Source organism: Caballeronia temeraria (assembly GCF_001544795.2).
Taxonomy (GTDB): Bacteria; Pseudomonadota; Gammaproteobacteria; order Burkholderiales; family Burkholderiaceae; genus Caballeronia; species Caballeronia temeraria.
Map to the genome: position 1 here is coordinate 53550 of NZ_FCOI02000013.1, position 18331 is coordinate 71880.

The following is an 18331-nucleotide window of genomic DNA, read 5'->3' on the forward strand; positions in this document are numbered from 1 at the left end:
ATCGAGAATTGGAAGTTCGTTGAAAGAAAGTGAAATGTCGTTCTAATTTCGGCCATCTGCATGGTAACGGGATTACCGGGCGAGATAGACAAAACTCAGACTATTTGCGTCGTGCGCCCTTCAGACGAAACACGGCGGGCCGTAATCTGCAGGAAGAGCGCCGCGCACACAGTGCGATCAAACGTTAGCGCGCGCGGTGAAGTATGCCGCGCGAAGCGATCGGATGGCGCCGTATGTCCCCCGAACGGACCCTGAGAGAACCCAAAAAATGAATCTCAAAAACATCACGATCAAGAACCGGTTGATCACAGGCTTCGGCATTCTGGCGCTGCTGGTCGTGCTGGTGGCGGGCATGTCGCTGCATGCGCTGTCCGCCGCGACGGACGGCTTCGCGAACTACGTGAACGGTATTAACGCGCGGGCCGATGTGGCCAGTCAGATCCGCACCGCCGTCGACCGCCGCGCGATCGCCGCGCGCAATCTCGTGCTCGTCACGAAGCCTCAGGACATTGAACTCGAAAAAGCCGATGTCACGCGCGCGCACGAAGACGTGCAGGCGCGTCTGAAGCGACTCAACGACATGCTCGCCGCCGCGACCGACACGAGCGAGAAGGCGAAAAACCTCGCCGCCGAGATGATGCGCGTGGAGGCGCTGTACGGGCCGGTCGCGACGAACATCGTCGGGCTGGCGCTCGCGGGCAAGCACGAGGAGGCGGTGCAGGCGCTCGATGAACAGTGCCGTCCGCTGCTCGCGCAACTCGTCAAGGCCACCGACGACTACGCGACCTACACCGCGACGCGCCGCGACGCAATCGTGCGCGCCGATCAGGCGAGCTACGAGACGCAGCGCAACGTGCTGATCGCGCTGTGCGCGGCGGCGGCGCTCTTCGCGGTGATTGGCGGCGTGATGGTCACGCGTTCGATCACGACGCCGATCGGCGAGGCGGTGGGCATCGCGCAGACGGTGGCGCGCGGCGATCTGACGAGCCGCATCGTCGCAAATACGAAGGACGAAACCGGCGATCTGCTGCGCGCGCTCGCGACGATGAACGCGCGCCTCACGGAAGTCGTGAGCCGCGTGCGCGAAAGCAGCGGCGCGGTCGGCGGCGCGGCGAAGGAGCTCGCGACCGGCAACGCCGATCTGAGCCAGCGCACCGAAGAGCAGGCCGCTTCGCTGCAGGAAACGGCGGCGAGCATGGAGGAGCTGACGTCGACCGTGCGTCAGAACGCAGAGAATGCGCAGCAGGCGAGCTCGCTGGCATCGAATGCGTCGGATATCGCGAAGAAGGGCAGCGATGTCGTCGGCCGCGTGGTCGGCACGATGAACGGCATCAGCGACAGCTCGGACAAGATCGCGGAGATCACGGGGATCATCGAGGGCATCGCGTTCCAGACCAACATTCTCGCGCTCAACGCGGCGGTGGAAGCGGCGCGCGCGGGCGAGCAGGGCCGCGGCTTCGCGGTCGTCGCGAGCGAAGTGCGCAGCCTCGCGCAGCGCTCGTCGACGGCGGCGAAGGAAATCAAGGAACTGATCGCGGATTCCACCGCCAAGGTGCGCGACGGTTCGCTGCTGGCGGGCGAAGCAGGCACGACGATGGCCGAAGTGACCCAGGCCGTCGCGCGCGTGACGGACATCATGCAGGAGATCGCGGCGGCGTCGACGGAACAGGGACGCGGCATCGAGCAGGTGAATCTCGCGATCACGCAGATGGACGAAGTCACGCAACAGAACGCCGCGCTCGTGGAAGAAGCGGCGGCCGCGGCGACATCGCTCGAGGAGCAGGGCCGCAGGCTCAACGAAGCCGTCGCGTTCTTCACGACGGAAGGCGCGCCGGCTACGTTCACGCAGGCCGCGCCGCGCGTCGCGCGCGCGCCGGTTGCGAAGCCAGCGGCGCGCATCGCTCAGGCGCCGGTTGCGAAGCCCGCCAGCGCCGATGGCTGGAGCACCTTCTGACGCCGTTTCAGGCGTTCACGTCGACGATCACGCGTCCCTTCACTTCGCCGCGCAGCAAACGCGCGGGGAGCTCGGGCGCATCGGCGAGCGGGATGGCCGTCGCGACGCTTTCGATGGTCGCGACCGGCACTTCATCGGCGATTGCCTGCCACGCCGCGATGCGCCGCTCGCGCGGCACGTAGACGCTGTCCACGCCCAGAAGGGCGATGCCGCGCAGGATGAACGGCGCGACCGTCGCCGGGAAATCCATGCCTTGCGCGAGGCCGCACGCGGCGACCGCGCCGCCGTAGCGCAGGCTCGCGCAGACGTTCGCGAGCGTGTGGCTGCCGACGCAATCGACCGCCGCCGCCCAGCGCTCTTTCTGCAACGGCTTGCCCGGCTCGGAGAGCGTCGCGCGCTCGACGATATCCGCCGCGCCCAGCTCGCGCAGCCGCGCGGCTTCCTCGGGCCGGCCGGTCGACGCAATCACGCGATAGCCGCGCTTCGCCAGAATCGCCACCGCGAAGCTGCCGACGCCGCCGTTCGCGCCCGTCACGAGGACGTCGCCGTCTTTCGGTCCGATGCCGTGCTTTTCCAGCGCCTGCGCGCAGAGCATCGCGGTGTAGCCCGCGGTGCCGACGGCCATCGCCTGGCGCGTCGTGATCTGCGCGGGCAGCGCGATCAGATGGTCGCCCGGCACGCGCGCTTTCTGCGCGAGCCCGCCCCAGTGCGTTTCGCCGGCGCCCCAGCCGTTCATCACGACCTTGTCGCCCGGCTTGAATTGCGGATGCGAACTCGTTTCGACGACGCCCGCGAAATCGATGCCCGGCACCATCGGCCAGGTGCGCACGACCGGCGCTTGGCCGGTGATCGCGAGCCCGTCCTTGTAATTGAGCGTGGAGAATTCGACGCGCACGAGCACGTCGCCGCCATCGGCGGAAGCAGTCAGGCGGGCTTCGTCGATCGACTGAATGGACGCAACCGTGCGGTCGTCCTGTTTGTCGAGCATGAGGGCTTTGAACATCGGCGGCTCCATCGGGAAATCGAGCGAGGCGGCGCGCGGCCGCCCCGGCTTGCCAGTCAGCGAATCAATGATGCTCGAACTGCGCGCGCGGAATCGGCGTGGCCTTCACCTTGTTGTACTGGAACTCGGGCAGCGCCTTGATCGCGTCCTTGGTCGCGCCCGCGAGCACGAACTTGCCGTCCTTCACGTCGAGTTGATCGATCGGAATCGCGACATCGTGATGCGCCACGCCGAGGAACTTGTTCGCCGCGATGATCGCGAACGACACGGACTTGTCCGGCGCGACGATGATGTCGTTGATCACGCCGACGCGCTGCCCCTGATCGTTCACGACGGGCTTGTTGAGCACGGATTTCTTGATGCTCCAGCCGTCGATGATGGCAGTCGAGACTTCGACCGATACGCCGAGCGGCTGCGTGCCCGCGACCTGGGCAAACGATGCCGTGGAAGTCAGCCCAAGCGCCGACGATGCAACGAGCAGTGCCACGATTTTTGATTTCATTGGTTCGATTCCTCAAAGGATTGGGGTCAACCGGTTCAATGGAAATGCGCGATTCAAGCTTCCAGCGCGGTAGAAGTTTGAACGTTAATCGTGAATTTTGCAGGAACGGTGTCGCCGCGTAGCGCACGCACTGCAATAGTGCGAACGTTCAGCGCGACAACCGCGTGAGCGCGGCGCCTTTGTGAACGGCGCGCTTGCCGCTTTTGTCGCTTTCCACTTCGAAATGCGGATCGTCCTGGGAGGCGTTGACCGTGTGGCCGTCGAGCGTCGTGCGCTCGGTGACGATGCGCACGATGCGACCGGTCGTCTCGCCTTGCGGCGTGTTCCAGCGGACGTGATCGTGCAGCTTGAAGGATTGGCTCATGGCGACGGCTCCCGGAGAAACGTGGACGTTTCCCGAAGCGCAACGGCCATGCCCGTCATTTCAGACGATCGAGCGTCGCGTCGTCGGGTTGGCCACCGAAATAGCGGCGCAGCGCTTCGCGGAAGACGTCCGGATCGTCGGCGGTTTGAGCGAAGAGTGTCATCGACGAATGAAATTTCATGTCGTCCGGATAGCCGAAAATCCGGTCGACGCCGCGTCCCTCGATGCCGTTGACGATGCGCGTCAGCTCGACGAGCCGCGCGCCCAGCACGGGATGCGCGAGATAGGCGCGGGCCCCGTCGCGCGATGAAATCGCGTAGTGCTGCGCCATGGCGCTGTGCCCGAGACCGGCGATCTGCGGAAAGACGAACCACATCCAGTGCGTGCGCTTGTGGCCGGCGCTGAGTTCGGCGCGCACATCGTCGATGACACTTTCCTGTGCATCGACAAAACGTTGCAGGTTGTAGGGATCGCTCATGTTGGCTCCTTACGCGAGGGCATCGGCGATGCGCTTTCTCATGGCCGCATCCGGATATGCGCCGATGCCCGCGTGCGCGTTGTCGATCATGTATTCGCGCCGTCCGGTGCCGGGAATCACGCATGTCACGGCCGGATGGCCCAGCACGAATTTGAGCAGGAGCTGTGCCCACGACGTGCAGCCGATATCCTGCGCGACATCCGGCAACGGGCGGTTGCGCAGACTCGCGAGCAGCGAGCCGCCGCCGAACGGCTGATTCACGATCACCGCGACGCCGCGCTCGGCGGCGAGCGGCAGAAGGCGCGCTTCGGCGTCGCGGTCGTTGGCGGCGTAGTTGATCTGCACGAAGTCGATGCGTTCCGAGCGCAGCACCGCCTCGACCTGCGGGAACGCGCTCGACGTGTAATGCGTCACGCCGATGTAGCGCACTTTTCCGGCGGCTTTCCACTCGCGCAGCGTGGCGAGATGCGTGCGCCAGTCGAGCAGATTGTGAATCTGCATCAGGTCGATGCGATCCGTTTGCCACAAGCGCAGCGATTGCTCCATCTGGGCGATGCCGGCCTCGCGTCCGTCGGTCCAGACTTTCGTCGCGATGAAAGCCTTGTCGCGCGTGTGCGATTGCGCGAGCAGCGCACCGGCGACGGCTTCGGACGAGCCGTACATCGGCGATGAATCGATCACGGACCCGCCCGCCGCGAACAGCACGCGCAGGACGTCGGCGAGCTCGCGGCGGCGGGCGGGATCGTCGCCCGCGTCGAAGGTGCGCCAGGTGCCGCAGCCGATGACGGGCAAGGGCTCTTTCGTCGAGGGGATGGGGCGGGTATGCATGGGCGGCGAGGCGGAATCGGCGGCGTGCGCGATGCGATCGCTTTGCGCGGCAAGTGCGGCCGCGGCGGAGAGCTGAAGGAAGGCGCGGCGCGTGGTCATCGGGAGAATGGATGTGAGCGGGAGGATTCTGCAATGATAGGAAACATGGGGGAATCCTTCTTGAGCCAACGGAATCCATTGCGTTATTGCGCACATGAGCCAGAGGCGAAGCTCGAAGTAAGGCCATATGCTGGAGTGGGATATTCAACCCCGAATAAAATCGCCACGAAAATCAGCGCTGATTGAACATCGATGAAAGACTTGCTTGTGCGTTTCCGCCAAGGATTATCGAGCCGAAATAGAAACGCGCCTGCTTTGCGGGAGAAAATGAAAAGGGAGTTCCAGTTTTGCTGAAACTCCCTGAAAGTCTCCGTTCACACGGAGGAACTCTGGAATCAGACGACTCTATCGAGTGTCTTAGTGGTCTATCTCCAACGGTTGGAGTAAAAGACTGCTATTAAGCACCGATTCCGCGCTCAAGTCGGCCCGCAACGCTAACACTCAATGACTCGCCAGAAAAGGTCAGCACTGTTTAGGACAATTTCCGATTTCGAAACCCACGATCGCACAAAGCCCTCTTCAATCCAGCGCTCCGCGCGTCTACCCTGAAGTTACTTTTTTTTGCGCTTGCGCTGCGTCGGGCTACTAACATACCGCTTCTCGCCTGCAGCCTTACGACAAACTACCAGCATGGCCGATATCAACGATTTGCGAGACATGGCGCCGCTCGATCTCATCCGCACCCTGCGCGTCGCCGGCCGCGCCGCCGAAGCCCGCGCGCTCGCCGCGCAGCTCGCCGATTCGCCGGCTCCCGGCTGCTGGCGGGTGCAGCTCGGCATCGATCTGAGTTATCTCGGCATGCACGCGCAAGCCGAAGGGTTTCTGAAGCTCGGTCTCAGGGATGAGCCGCTCACGCTGGCTGACCGGTACGCGGTGATGGAAGAGCTGTGCATCGTTCAGTTCGTGCTCGGCAAGTTCCACGAGGCGAACGAAAACTATCGTGCGATCCGCAGCAGCGCGTACGCCGACGCCTTCCGTGACCTCATTCTCGGCGGCCAGGCCGGCTGGCAAGGCATCGTGCCGGAAAAGCTTCTCGGCATGGACGAGTCCGTCGCGGGGCTGCGGATTTTCATCCCGGGGGAAGGCGGCTTCGGCGATTTCGTGCAGTTCTCGCGCTATATCGACGCATTGCTGCGCGACGGAGCGAAGTGCGTGGTCATCGAACGATATCCGGGATGGGACGAGATCGTCCGGCAGAGCGAGCGGGTAAGCCTGTCCATGGCGGTGATAGAAGAGCGCACGGCCGAACTCGAGCGCTGCGATCGCGTGACCTTCGGCTTCAGTCTCTACGCGCGCTACCAGCGCTCGCCGTATTTTCCGGCGGAGGATCCGTCGGCGCGCATCGCCATCGATCCGGCCAAGCGCTTGTCCGATGAAGCGAGCGCCTTGCTGGACGCCGAACCGAAGCGCCTGAAAATCGGCCTGATCTGGAGCAGCGCGAGCGGCGTGCGGCACGAGCCTTATCGTTCGATACCGCTCCAGCAGCTCGAATCCTTGCTCGCCGATCAGGCATGCCGCTTCTATTCGCTGCGCGTGGGTGAACTCAGCGAGGACGAGCGCGCGGTCATGAATCGCCACGGCGTCATCGACATCGCGCCGCATCTGTCGACCTTCGGCGACACGGCGCGCGTGCTCGAAACGCTCGATCTGCTCATCACCATCGACACGGGCACGGCGCATCTCGCCGGCGCGCTGAACCGGCCCGTCTGGGTGCTGCTGTCGCAGGCCTGCGATTGCCGCTGGCTCGACTGCCAGCGCTTCACGCCGTGGTATCCGTCGATGCGTCTCTATCGGCAGACGGAACTCGGCGACTGGACGCATCCGCTCGCCGAGATGGCCGCCGCACTCGCGGCTTTCAGTGCTTCTTCAACACCGGCGCCGTCCGCCGAAAGCCCCTGAAGCGTTCGCGCCGATGCTCCTCGTCGAAGTGCGCGCGCGCGGGCTTCACGAGATCGCTGCGCGACACGATGCCGACGAGTGTCATCGACTGCGGGTCCGCCACGACCGGCAGCCGTTCCAGTTCATGCACGGCGAGCCGCTGTGCGGCGGATCGGCACGGCTCGCCCGGCACCGCGAACACCGGCGCGCCGTGCTGCAGGCGCTGCAAGGCATCGCCGATGCTCACGTCCGCCTCATGCATCGGCGATGCGCCTGTCAACGTCCCGAGCGATGCCCGGTCCAGCATGCCGACGAGCACGCCTTCGTGCACAACCGGATACGCGCGATGCACCTGTTGCGGTCCGAAGTGCCGCGCGAGCACATCGGCGAGCGGCGCGGTGGCGTCGATCGTAAGCACGTCGCGCGTCATGACTTCATCGACGTGATGGCGCTCCAGCGGATCCACGCCGTATTCGCGATAGATGTGATAGCCGCGCCGCGCGATCTTCTCCGTCATGATCGAGCGCTTCATGACGACGGTCGCGAAACCGTGCGCGACGAGCGTCGCGGCGAGCAGCGGCAGGAGTGCGTTGGCATCGTGCGTGAGGCCGAAGGCGAAGACGATCGCGGTGAGCGGCGCGCCCAGCGTCGCGCCGAGCGTCGCGGCCATGCACACAAGCGGCCACAGCGCGGCGTCGTGGCCGGGCAGGACTGCGCCGAGCGCGGTGCCCAGACCAGCGCCCAGCATCAGGAGCGGCGCGAGCACGCCGCCCGACGTGCCCGAAGCAAGCGCGACGACCCAGATGATCGCCTTCACCGCGAGAATCGACAGCGCCACCTGAATCGCGATGTGCTGATGCAGCAGATCGCCGATCACGTCATAGCCGACGCCGAGCGCACGCGGCTCGATATACCCGCCGATGCCGACGACCACCGCGCCGAGCGCCGGCCACCACATCCAGTGGATCGGCAGCGTGTGGAACAGGTCTTCGAGCTTGTAGAGCGCCGCCGATAGCCCGGACGCCAGCGCGCCCGACAACAGCCCCGCCACGAGGCACGACAGCAGCGAAATCATCTGCGGCGGCTGGGTTTCGAGCGCAAAGAGCGCGCCCGTGCCGAACACCGCCGCGCGCGCGAAACCCGCGACCGCGCACGCGAGCGCGACCGGCAGGAAGCTGCGCGGCCGCCATTCGAACAGCAGCAATTCGACCGCGAGCAGGACGGCTGCGACCGGCGTGCCGAACACGGCCGTCATGCCCGCCGCCGCGCCCGCCACGAGCAGCGTCTTGCGCTCGGCGGCGGTCACGTCGATGCATTGCGCGATCAGCGAGCCGAGCGCGCCGCCCGTCATGATGATCGGGCCTTCCGCGCCGAACGGCCCGCCGCTGCCGATCACGATGCCCGACGACAGCGGCTTCAGGATCGCGACCTTGGGCGACATGCGGCTCTTGCCGAAGAGAATCGCCTCGATCGCTTCAGGAATGCCGTGGCCGCGAATCTTGTCGGAGCCGAAGCGCGCCATCAGGCCGACGATCAGCCCGCCGATCACAGGAATCGCGACGACCCACGGCCCGAGCGTGTTGCGCGCAGGCGAAGTGTCCTCGATGGAAAACGTGCCGAAGAAGAACAGGTTCGTGAAGAGATGAATGAGCCCGAGAAGCACGACGGCCGCGAGCGTGGCGATCCCGCCGATGACGGCCGCGAGCCCGCAGATCTTGAGCAACCGGTCGTTGACCGAAAAGTCGCGTTTGTGTTGGTCCATGACGGATGCTCCAGGAGTGTCAGAGATCGATTTGCGGCACGCGGAACGCGCCTTCGAGCGACTTGATTTCCGCGCGATGCAGCGCGGCGAGACGCGCGAGCACTTCTTCGCCGCGCGCTTCGAGATGCACGCGCACCTGACGACGATCCTCGATACTCGGCGCGCGGCGCACGAGCCCGGCCGCCTCGCAGCGCGTGACCAGCGCCACGACGCCGTGATGATGCGATTGCAGCCGCTCGGCGAGTTCGCCGACCGTCGCCCAGTCGCGGCCCGGATAGCCCTTGATGTGCAGCAGCAGCAAGTACTGCAGCGGCGTGATGCCTTCGTCCTGCGCGGCGCGCTCGGAAAAGCGCTCGAAGCGCCGCATCTGATAGCGGAACTCGGACAACTGTTCGAAGTCCGGTTTGGCGAGGGTGCGCGGTGGGTTCATCGGATTCCTCAGTCTGGGCGAGTGGATCAGGCGGTCTTGCGCTCGCCCGAGAGCGATTGCCAATAAAGGCCGGAGATCAGATCGGTTTCGGTGATCATGCCCGCAAGCTGATCGTGCGCGCCGACCACCGGAATGTGGTGATGCCCGAAGTGGGCGAACATCGGCACCAGCTCGGCGATGGCGGTGTTCGTCGTCACCGTGCAGACATCGGTCGTCATCAGCGAGGCAACGCGCCGCGGTGTCGTCGACGGGCCGCGCATCAGCCGCTCGATCGCCTGCTTCACGCTTTGCGCGATGCCGCCGCGCCGCACCGGCGCCAGGTCCGCGCGCGTGACGATGCCGCACACGCGGCGCGTCGCGTCGATCACCGGCAGCGCCTTCACGCGATGCCGGTCGATGAGCGCGAGCGCGGCCTGCGCGCTCGTGTCGGGCGTCACCGAGACGATCGCGCGCGACATGATGTCCGCGCACGTGAACTCCGTGAAACGCCGCGCATAAGCCTGCAATTGCGTCTCGCGCAGAAGCGCTTCGAGATCGTCCGGATCGACGTCGAGCATTTCGCTGCGTCGCGCCAGCACGGCCTGAAGATCGGCGCGCGTGAACGCGGCGGCATCGGGCGGCGCGGTCGCGGGCTTCGGCGCGGCATGACCGTGCGGATAACGGTGTCCGGTCAGCGCATGGAACACGATCGCTGATGCCAGCAGCGCCGCCGATTGGATCGCCACCGGCGCGATCACGAAGCCGTAGCCGAGCGCGTGCACCGGCGGCCCGCCGAGCACCGCCGTCAACGCGACCGCGCCCGAAGGCGGATGCACGCAGCGCAACGCGAACATCGCGCAGATGGCGAGACAGACAGCGAGCGCGGCGGCGTCGATGGGATCGTGCACGAGCAGCGCGCAAGTGACGCCGACCGCAGCCGACACGATATTCCCGCCGATGATCGACCACGGCTGCGCGAGCGGACTCGCGGGCACGGCGAAGAGCAGCACGGCGGAGGCGCCCATCGGCGCGATGAGAAGCGGAATCGCCGATGCATCGCCGATCAGCAGATGCGCGATGCCGCCCGTCAGCGCAATGCCGATGAGCGCACCGAGACCGGCGCGCAGGCGTTCGGTCCAGCGCAGCGCGACGGGAGCGGGGAGAAAGCCTTGCAGCCAGCGAAGCAATGCGATACGCGACACGTTTTTCAGCGTTCCGGGAAAAGTCAATGGAAGGTCACACTGGCTGGCCGGATCGAAGGGCGCGAACGCAAGCGTGCGACAGAAGCAAAATTATATCGCAATATGATACAAATTGTCGCGCGCCGCGATTCGCTGCGATTCGCCGCGCGCGGGACGTCCTCCTGTACGATGAGCTTTCCATCGCGCGGCGCGGATATCCCGACATGGCTCGTCGCTTCATTCTTCTGATGGCGTGCGTTTGCGCATGGCCGGGCGCGGCCACGGCGGCGGACGACGATCCGTCGACCATCGTCAGCGATACGCACGAGTTCGTCGTCGCGAGCGACGGCTCGCTGGCCGAAGACGACACCACCGAGTTGCGCGCGAACACGTCGGCGGGCATCGACGACATCGCGCAGCGCTACGTCTGGTACGACAAGAGCGTGTCGAAGGTGGATATCGTCGAGGCATATTCCGTCGATGCGAACGGCGCGCGTCACGACGTCTCGCCCGATCAGATTCGCGACATTCAGGAGCCGCGCTCGGCCGGCGCGCCGACGTTTCAGGACGCGAAACTGCGCGCGGTGATTTTTCCGGCGGTGGGCATCGGCTCGACGGTGCATCTGCGCTTTCGCAAGAGCCAGGCGGCGGCCGTCATTCCAGGGCAGTTCAACTATTACGTCGATCCGGGTCAGCGGCCCGTCCTGCAACAGACGCTCGTCTTCGATCTTCCCGCCGACAAACCGCTCTACGCCGATGCGCGCGGTTATGCCGCCGAGCCGCCCGTCACGGAAAACGGGCGCACGCGCTACGCGTTCACGTACCGGCACGATCGCTTCGCGCGCATCGAAAGCGGTTCGGTGGGCTATGCGCAGTACGGCGACCGCCTGATGGTCACGACTTTTCCCGATTACGCGAGCTTCGCGAAGAGTTATCGGGAAGCCGCCGCCGATCCGGGCACGACCGATCCCGCGATCCGCGCGCTGGCGCTATCGCTCACACAAAACGACGCCGACGACCGCGCGAAAGCCAAAACGCTCTACGACTGGGTGCGTCACGACATCCGCTACGTCGCGATGTTCATCGGGCAGAGCCCCGCCGTGCCGCATCGCGTGACGGACGTGCTCGCGAATCGCTACGGCGATTGCAAGGATCACGTCGCGCTGTACGGCGCGCTGCTCGATGCCGTCGGCATTCGCAACGAGCCCGCGCTGATCGGCCTCGGTTCCGTCTATACGCTGCCGGCGGTGCCGGGCTACGGATCGGGCGCGATCAACCACATCGTCACGTGGCTGCCGGACCTGAACGTGTATGCGGACAGCACGGCGGCGAGCGTCGAGTTCGGCTTTCTGCCGCTCGCCGACATGGACCGGCCCGCGCTGCTCGTGAACACCGGCGCGCTCGCCCGCACGCCCGCGACGCAGCCGCTCGCGCGCACGGCGCGTTTGCAGATCGAGGTCGCGGACCAGGGCGAGGCGAGCTTCGCTTACTGGGTCGAGGACGCCGGATGGAGCGCGGAAATCGAGCGGATCAATCTGCGGCTCGCGAATGCGCAGCGGCGCGACCAGATCGCGGCGGACCGGCTGCGCTTCACGAACCTGCGCGGCGCGGGCGCACTGACGACGAGCGATGTCGATGCAACCGGCGGCCCGTTCGCGACGACGTTGCGCGGCACGCTCGACGACATCGTGTGGCCGACGGGCACGACGGCGCTGCCTGCGCTGTCGAGCCTGTCGGGCGGCATCGCGACGACCACGCGCAACTGGCTCGCCGAGCGCACGCGGACGCAGCCGTATCTGTGCATCGGCGGAACGTTCGATGAAGTCTCGCACATCGCCTTCCCGAAAACGATGCGCGTGACCGAAGTGCCCGACGATCTCGACCTGACGAACGGCTTCTTTCGCTACCGCTCGCGCTATCTCTTCGATCCGTCGACGAACGTGATTCAGATATCGCGCAAGCTCGACGCGCGCTTCGGCAAACAGGTCTGCACGCCCGGCGATTTTCAGACGGCGCTTCCCGCGCTCAAGCAGATCGAGCGCGATACGCAGGCGCAGGTCATCGTGAAACCGGCGGGCGGCTGACGCTCACTCCATGTCCCGCGCGACGCGAAAGCCGTTCTGTGACTGCCGCACGCTCGAGCTGTATTTGAAGCGCGTCGCCGACTGCATGTAGCCCTCGCCTTCGCGCCACGAGCCGCCGCGAATCACGCGCACGCTGCACGAGGGATCGTCCCAGGCGCGGCCATCGACGGGCGCGTTCTTGTACGAGCTATGCCAGCAGTCGGCGACCCATTCCCAGACGCTGCCGTTCATGTCGTAGAGGCCATAGGGATTCGCCGCGAACGAGCCGACGGGCGTTGGCGCATCGGGCTTGTACGGATCGCCGCAGTCCTTGCAGTCGGCGGTGCCTTTTTTCATCTGATCGCCCCACCAGTACGTCGATTGCGTGCCGCCGCGCGCGGCATATTCCCATTCGGCTTCCGTCGGCAGACGATACGCCTTGCCGCCCACCTTGCTCAGCCATTTGACATAGACCTGCGCGTCGTCCCAGCTCACGTTGCGCATCGGCGCGTTGCCGGGCGGCGGCGCGGACTCGCCTTCGGGCGCGATGCGCGTGCACGCGCCCGCATCGGCGCAGGCGTTCCATTGCTCGACGGTGACTTCGTATTTGCCGATGGCGAACGCACGCCCCACCGACACGCGATGCGGCGGCTTCTCGGCGGGATCGTCGTTGTTGCTGCCCATCGTGAAGCTGCCGGCCGCGAGCGGAATCAGCGCGGGGCACGCGGGGCAATCCTTGATCTCGTTGCCGCTCGCGGTCTTGGCGGCGGGCTTGGTGGTGATGGCGGCGGCGGGCGGCGCGGCGGGCGCGACGGCAACCGGCGCGGGCGGCGGCGTGCTCGCACGCGGCTTTTCCGGCGCGGCGGCGGTCGCCGGCGCGGACGGTGCGGGCTTCGGCGCGGGCGCGGCGGGCGTGGCTGTTGCGGCAGGCGGCGCCGATGCCGCGGGCTTCGCAGCGCCGGCCGCGTGCAGACGTTCGATGCGCGCCTTGGCGAGCGCCGCGAATCGGCCGTTTGGATACGCCTTCAGATACGCTTCGTAATCGCTCGGATAGTTGCTGTCCTTGATCGATTCCCAGAAGGTCAGTTCGTACTGCTCGTTGCTGTCCTTCGGCAGAATGCCGCGCGTGCGGGTTGCGTTGGCGGAATCGGCAGGGTCGATGGCGTTTGCGTCCGCCCGAACCGCCGATGCATCCGCGAGCCGAATGCCCGCATCGAGTGTCGACGCGAGCCAGGGCCGTTGCGCGCCGCGCGATGCCTGCGCGACATCGGATGCGGCGGCGGCGAACGTCGCCGATGTGACCGGCGCGCGCGTGCCCAGCGCGCGCAGCAACGCTTCGGTATAGCGTCCGTTGCGCCCGCTCTCGATGGCGGCATCGCCCGGCGCGGCCGCATACGCGACGAGCGTGCGCGGCGGCAGCATCCAGGTGCGCGCGCCCGTTTTCTCGAAGGGTTCGTTCAGGCACATGTCCAGCACGACGATGTTCGCCGCGTCCGGCCGCCCGCGCGTCATGCGCCCGACGATCTCGCGCGCCGAAACCGTGTCGCGCACGAGCGTCGCGGGCCGTTGCGCGCGCGCGTCGAGCGGCATGAGCAACGCGTCGCCGCCCACCTGCAATCCGTGGCCGGCGAAGTAGACGAGCGCGGTATCGTGGGGACCGAGGCGCGCGACGAATGCATCGAGCGCTTGCCGCAGCGCGGCTTCATCGAGATTCGTGCGGCGCGTGACGTCGAAGCCGAGCGAGCCGAGCGCGGCGCTCATGTCGGCGGCATCGTGCGCCGCGCTCGCGAGCGGATGATCGATATAGTCTGCATTGCCGATCACGAGAGCGAAATGTCCGGGCGCGTGTGCGATCGATGTCGCGCTGGAAGTAGAGGGCGGCGCATCGACCGATGCCGCGCTCGCCGATGCATTGGCCAGACCGATCGTCAGAACCACGCCCGCGATGAGAAGAGTTCGCCACATATTCACACCCTGTCCGTCCGGCTTTGAGTGGAGGGCATCGCGTGTTCATTCGTGCACGATGCCGGGGCTTTTGGGCGAGGTCCGCGCCCGCTGTGTCCAGCACCAACAACGATAGCACGCAGTCACGGTAGCGCTTAATCCCCTGAAAGGAGGTATCCGTGATGAGGGCTGGAGGACCCTCGCGTGTACGTATCTTTTTTAAACGTTACGTCCTAATCTAAAAACCACAGAAGCTGCATCACGCTCCGAGCACGAGCGTTCGCGCGTGCAAGGATCGATTCCCTGGCCCATCCACGAGGCCTTTCAACGAGAGAGGCGTGCATAACATGCTGAGAAGAACCGTGCTTGGCGCGCTGGCTTCCCTGGCCGCACTGGCCGCCGATTCGTCGTTCTCCGCCGCGCGTGCCCGCACGCCCGCGCCGCCGAACGCCGAGGCGTACATCATCTGGCCGCCGGACGGCGCCGTGATTTCGGGCGGCAAGCTCTGGGTGCGCATGGGCCTGCGCAACATGGGCATCTGTCCGAAGGGCGTCGATCTGCCCAACGTGGGGCATCACCATCTGCTGGTCGATACGGACCTGCCGCCGCTCGATCAGGAGATACCGTCCGATCGCAATCATCTGCACTACGGCGCGGGCGAAACCGATGCACGCCTCGAACTGCCGCCGGGCAAGCACACCTTGCAGTTGCTGATGGGCGACTACAACCATATTCCGCACGACCCGCCGGTGTATTCGAAGAAGATCACGATCACGGTGAAATGAGCTGTGCACTTGCCGAGGGCACATGACATGAAAAAACGATCCGCTGATGCGCTCGCGCTGTCGCGTTCGCTCCTCGTCGCCGCCGCGCTGGCGACGGCGTTCGCCGCGCCTTGCGCCTTCGCCGGGACGACGCCCGCGCCCGCCAATGCCTATGCGTACATCGGCTATCCGAACGACGGCCAGACCTTGCCCGCAGGCAAGCCGTTCAAGGTCTGGTTCGGCCTGCGCTTCATGGGCGTCGCGCCACGCGGCGTGAAGTTTCCGAACACGGGGCATCATCATTTGCTGATCGATGTGGACTTGCCGCCGATGGATCAGGAGATTCCATCGGATCGCAATCATCTGCACTACGGCGCCGGCGAAACCGAAGCGATGATCGAGTTGCCGCCGGGCAAGCACACGCTTCAGCTTCTGATGGGCGATGACAAGCACATACCGCATAACCCGCCCGTCTATTCCAGAAAGATCACGATCTACGTCAAGTGAGCCCGGGCGCTGCATGAGAACTTGAGCGGCGCCTTTCCCGGTTTCTTTTATCGAATTGAAGTCCGCGCGTGCATCGCGGAGGGAAACGTTCGTCCCTGCGATTCGCGCGAGTGTCGCCGACAGACCGACAGTGACGATCCGATGTGTTGGGACGACAGCATCATGACGATGAGAAAGCCGATGCCGCACGATTCCGCAAAAGCCTTACGCAGCAAAGCATGCGGCGAAATCCGGCCGATGCACGACGCCATTGGCACAGCCTGTGCATTGAAGGGTGGCGAGCAGACAAGTTGCTCGAAGCCACCACCGAATGCGCGACGCGCACCCAAGGAGAGCGGAAATGAAGACGCTGATCATCAAGGACCTTCCCGTCACCGAAGACCTCGACAAGCGCGCGATGTCCGCTGTGCGCGGCGGCTATGCGGTCCTGTTCCCCGGCTACATTTCGATGAACGGCGCGACGCTTTCGATGCCGTTCAATCCGCAGCAGATCATCAATCAGACGCAGACCACGTTCAATCAGAACGGCAGCAACATCGCGTTCGCCGATGCGCTGAAGTCGCAGTCGACCGTCACGCCGACGCAGAACGCGAAGAACATCGCCAATGTGAACTTCGGCACGGCGGGCAATCTCGCGTGACGCGAATCATCGCAAGGAATGAACCGGATCTCGATGAGTCGAGCTCCAAGCAGTCAGCAGCAAAAGCGGGGCACGGGGAGCTTCGCTGTAACACCGCCCGCAGCATCGGGCGTAGCGGTTCGGGCGCGGGTCGCATCCGTCGCCGTACCGCGTCACGACACGCGCGACGTGCCACAGAGCACGCGCGCGCAACGTGATCGAACCCGTGACTTAACCCGTATGGAGTCCCGGCGCGCCGTGTGATTTACTTGAATGACCGGACGGCCGGCGCCGGGCTTCTCACCCTTCAAACTGACCGTCGGTGCGCGTTCACCGGGAGCGAGATCGTGCGAGCCTTGTTGCCATCGTTAGGGCTTATTGCAGCGGCGCTGCTCTCGGGCTGCATCGACGTGACGCCGCCGACCTATCAACGTCCCGACACGCCGGAGAAGACCTCCTTCACGAAGATCGACGCTGCGAAAGTCGCCGCGACCGACACGATCCAGCCCGACTGGTGGAAGCAGTTCCACGACCCGTATCTCGACTCGCTGGTGGAGAAGGCCATCAGCGGCAACTTCGACATCAAGGTGCTCGCCGCGCGCATCCAGGTGGCGGGCGCGCAGATCGGCGAGGCGCGCGCGGGCGCATTGCCGTCGATGGATCTCGGCGCGGGCGCGAGCTTCGAAAAGACGACCGGCCAGCAGTTCTCAAAGCAGTACAACCTCGCGACGCAGGTGAGCTGGGACATCGACATCTGGGGCACGGTCGAGAAGGGCGTGCAGGCGCAGAAGGCTGAATTCCGCGCGACCGAAGCCGACTGGCGCGCGGGCTATCTCGAACTCGTGTCACTCGTCTCGACGACCTACTTCCAGATTCTCCAGTTCGACGATCAGATCGAGCAGCAAAAGCAGACCATCGCGACGAACCAGCAGATTCTGACGATCTTCGACGGCATGCAGAAGAACGGTCTCGTGCCGAAGACGCAGGTGCTCACGCAGCGCGCGGAGCTGAACCGGCTGACGCGCGAACTGCTCGAATTGCGCCGCTCGCGCGATCTCGCGAACAACGCGCTCTCGACGGCGATCGGCGTGCCGGCCGGCGAGTTCAGGATGCCCGACGGCAAGCTGCAAAAGCGCGTGCAGATTCCGCCGGTGCCGGAAGGATTGCCGTCTCAGCTGCTCGCGCGCCGTCCCGATCTGATCGCGGCGGAGTATCGCGTGCTCGAAGCGTATGACCTCGTCGGCCAGGCGAAGCTCGCGCAACTGCCGACCATCAACCTGACGGGACGCGCGGGCACGGCGAGCTTCCAGCTGACCGATCTGCTGAAGATCTTCACGCTCAGTTTCGTGCCGAGCATCAATATTCCGATTCTCGATCCGTCCGTGCGTGCGCACGTGAAGACGACCGAAGCGCAGACGACGGTCGCCGAACAGCAATATCGCAGCACGGTAATGAACGCGTTCGAGGAAGTGGAGAACGCGCTCGTGAATCTCGATTCGCACACGAAGCAGCGCGTCGAGCTGAAGCAGGAAGTGGATCAGTTGACGGTCGTCGCCGCGCAGATCGACGCGCAACTGAAAGAGGGCGTGATCTCGCAACTCGAAGTGTTCGAGACGGAGCGCACGCTGCTCGCGGCGCAACTCGCGCTGCTCGCGAACCATCAGCAGATTCTGTCGGACACGGTGACACTCTATAAGGCGCTCGGCGGCGGCTGGCCGACGGTCGACGTACAAAGCGCAAGCAAGGACGGTTTGAAGTGAAGCACTCCATGAATAATGCATCGAAATTAATAATATGAATTGCTAACGATCGTTCAAAATCGCTGATAAATGGCGTGATGCACCCGTGCCGGCCGATTGACTACGACGATGCGTGACTTAAACTCTCAACAGCCGCCCATTGCGAATGACTGCAATGGCGGCGCGGTCCAACCTGTCCATGCGCCCGACGTTGCCGGGCATTCCTCTGGCGCGTCG

The 18331-nt window shown here is 65.2% G+C and carries 16 protein-coding genes; 7 read left to right on the forward strand and 9 right to left on the reverse strand.

The annotated features are described in order from the left end of the window. Positions 1-268 precede the first annotated feature (268 nt). Positions 269-1954: a methyl-accepting chemotaxis protein gene (locus tag AWB76_RS19450; RefSeq protein ID WP_061161776.1), complete on the forward strand. Its 1686-nt coding sequence runs from the start codon at positions 269-271 to the stop codon at positions 1952-1954. A 7-nt stretch (positions 1955-1961) separates the two neighbouring features. Here AWB76_RS19450 and acuI read toward each other — a convergent pair whose 3' ends face one another. From acuI to AWB76_RS19475, 5 genes are all read right to left on the reverse strand, one after another. Further along, entirely contained in the window at positions 1962-2957 is a 996-nt protein-coding gene (gene acuI / locus AWB76_RS19455; protein WP_061161931.1) for an acrylyl-CoA reductase (NADPH), read from the reverse strand. A gap of 64 nt (positions 2958-3021) precedes the next feature. Then, positions 3022-3459, reverse strand: coding sequence for a PRC-barrel domain containing protein (locus tag AWB76_RS19460; RefSeq protein ID WP_061161777.1), 438 nt, complete (start codon positions 3457-3459; stop codon positions 3022-3024). A gap of 148 nt (positions 3460-3607) precedes the next feature. Continuing rightward, entirely contained in the window at positions 3608-3823 is a 216-nt protein-coding gene (locus AWB76_RS19465; protein ID WP_061161778.1) for a hypervirulence associated TUDOR domain-containing protein, read from the reverse strand. Positions 3824-3878: 55 nt separating this feature from the next. Further along, positions 3879-4301 carry a DUF1810 domain-containing protein gene (locus AWB76_RS19470; protein ID WP_061161779.1) on the reverse strand — a complete coding sequence of 141 codons (423 nt, stop codon included), beginning with the start codon at positions 4299-4301 and terminating at the stop codon, positions 3879-3881. A 9-nt stretch (positions 4302-4310) separates the two neighbouring features. Beyond that, entirely contained in the window at positions 4311-5228 is a 918-nt protein-coding gene (locus AWB76_RS19475) for an aldo/keto reductase (RefSeq protein WP_061161780.1), read from the reverse strand. A 630-nt stretch (positions 5229-5858) separates the two neighbouring features. On the opposite strand from AWB76_RS19475, the gene AWB76_RS19480 reads away from it, so the two are divergent. Then, a complete protein-coding gene (locus AWB76_RS19480; protein WP_063936364.1) occupies positions 5859-7127 on the forward strand; it encodes a glycosyltransferase family 9 protein in 1269 nt (422 codons plus the stop codon). Here AWB76_RS19480 and AWB76_RS19485 read toward each other — a convergent pair. The 3 genes from AWB76_RS19485 to AWB76_RS19495 are packed head-to-tail and all read right to left on the reverse strand — an operon-like array spanning position 7084 to position 10479. After that, positions 7084-8868: a chloride channel protein gene (locus AWB76_RS19485; protein ID WP_061161782.1), complete on the reverse strand. Its 1785-nt coding sequence runs from the start codon at positions 8866-8868 to the stop codon at positions 7084-7086. The genes AWB76_RS19480 and AWB76_RS19485 overlap by 44 nt on opposite strands. A gap of 19 nt (positions 8869-8887) precedes the next feature. Continuing rightward, positions 8888-9298 (reverse strand): MarR family winged helix-turn-helix transcriptional regulator, encoded by a 411-nt coding sequence (locus tag AWB76_RS19490; RefSeq protein WP_061161783.1) that lies wholly within the window; start codon positions 9296-9298, stop codon positions 8888-8890. A gap of 26 nt (positions 9299-9324) precedes the next feature. Beyond that, entirely contained in the window at positions 9325-10479 is a 1155-nt protein-coding gene (locus tag AWB76_RS19495) for an HPP family protein (RefSeq protein ID WP_061161932.1), read from the reverse strand. 203 nt (positions 10480-10682) lie between these two features. Between AWB76_RS19495 and AWB76_RS19500 the strand changes: the two genes are divergently transcribed. Then, complete coding sequence (locus AWB76_RS19500) at positions 10683-12542, forward strand: DUF3857 domain-containing transglutaminase family protein (protein ID WP_244173405.1); 1860 nt, start codon at positions 10683-10685, stop codon at positions 12540-12542. Positions 12543-12545: 3 nt separating this feature from the next. Here the strand turns inward: AWB76_RS19500 and AWB76_RS19505 are convergent, their stop codons facing one another. Continuing rightward, entirely contained in the window at positions 12546-14486 is a 1941-nt protein-coding gene (locus AWB76_RS19505; protein WP_061161785.1) for an SUMF1/EgtB/PvdO family nonheme iron enzyme, read from the reverse strand. 326 nt (positions 14487-14812) lie between these two features. Between AWB76_RS19505 and AWB76_RS19510 the strand changes: the two genes are divergently transcribed. The 4 genes from AWB76_RS19510 (at position 14813) to AWB76_RS19530 (ending at position 18115) form a co-directional block, all read left to right on the forward strand. Then, positions 14813-15250, forward strand: a complete 438-nt coding sequence (locus tag AWB76_RS19510; protein WP_061161786.1) for a DUF4399 domain-containing protein — start codon at positions 14813-14815, stop codon at positions 15248-15250. A gap of 27 nt (positions 15251-15277) precedes the next feature. After that, positions 15278-15736, forward strand: coding sequence for a DUF4399 domain-containing protein (locus AWB76_RS19515; RefSeq protein WP_244173406.1), 459 nt, complete (start codon positions 15278-15280; stop codon positions 15734-15736). A 340-nt stretch (positions 15737-16076) separates the two neighbouring features. Continuing rightward, on the forward strand, positions 16077-16376 hold the full coding sequence (locus AWB76_RS19525) for a hypothetical protein (RefSeq protein ID WP_061161788.1): 300 nt from the start codon (positions 16077-16079) through the stop codon (positions 16374-16376). A 326-nt stretch (positions 16377-16702) separates the two neighbouring features. Beyond that, positions 16703-18115, forward strand: a complete 1413-nt coding sequence (locus AWB76_RS19530; protein WP_244173407.1) for an efflux transporter outer membrane subunit — start codon at positions 16703-16705, stop codon at positions 18113-18115. Positions 18116-18331: the final 216 nt, after the last annotated feature.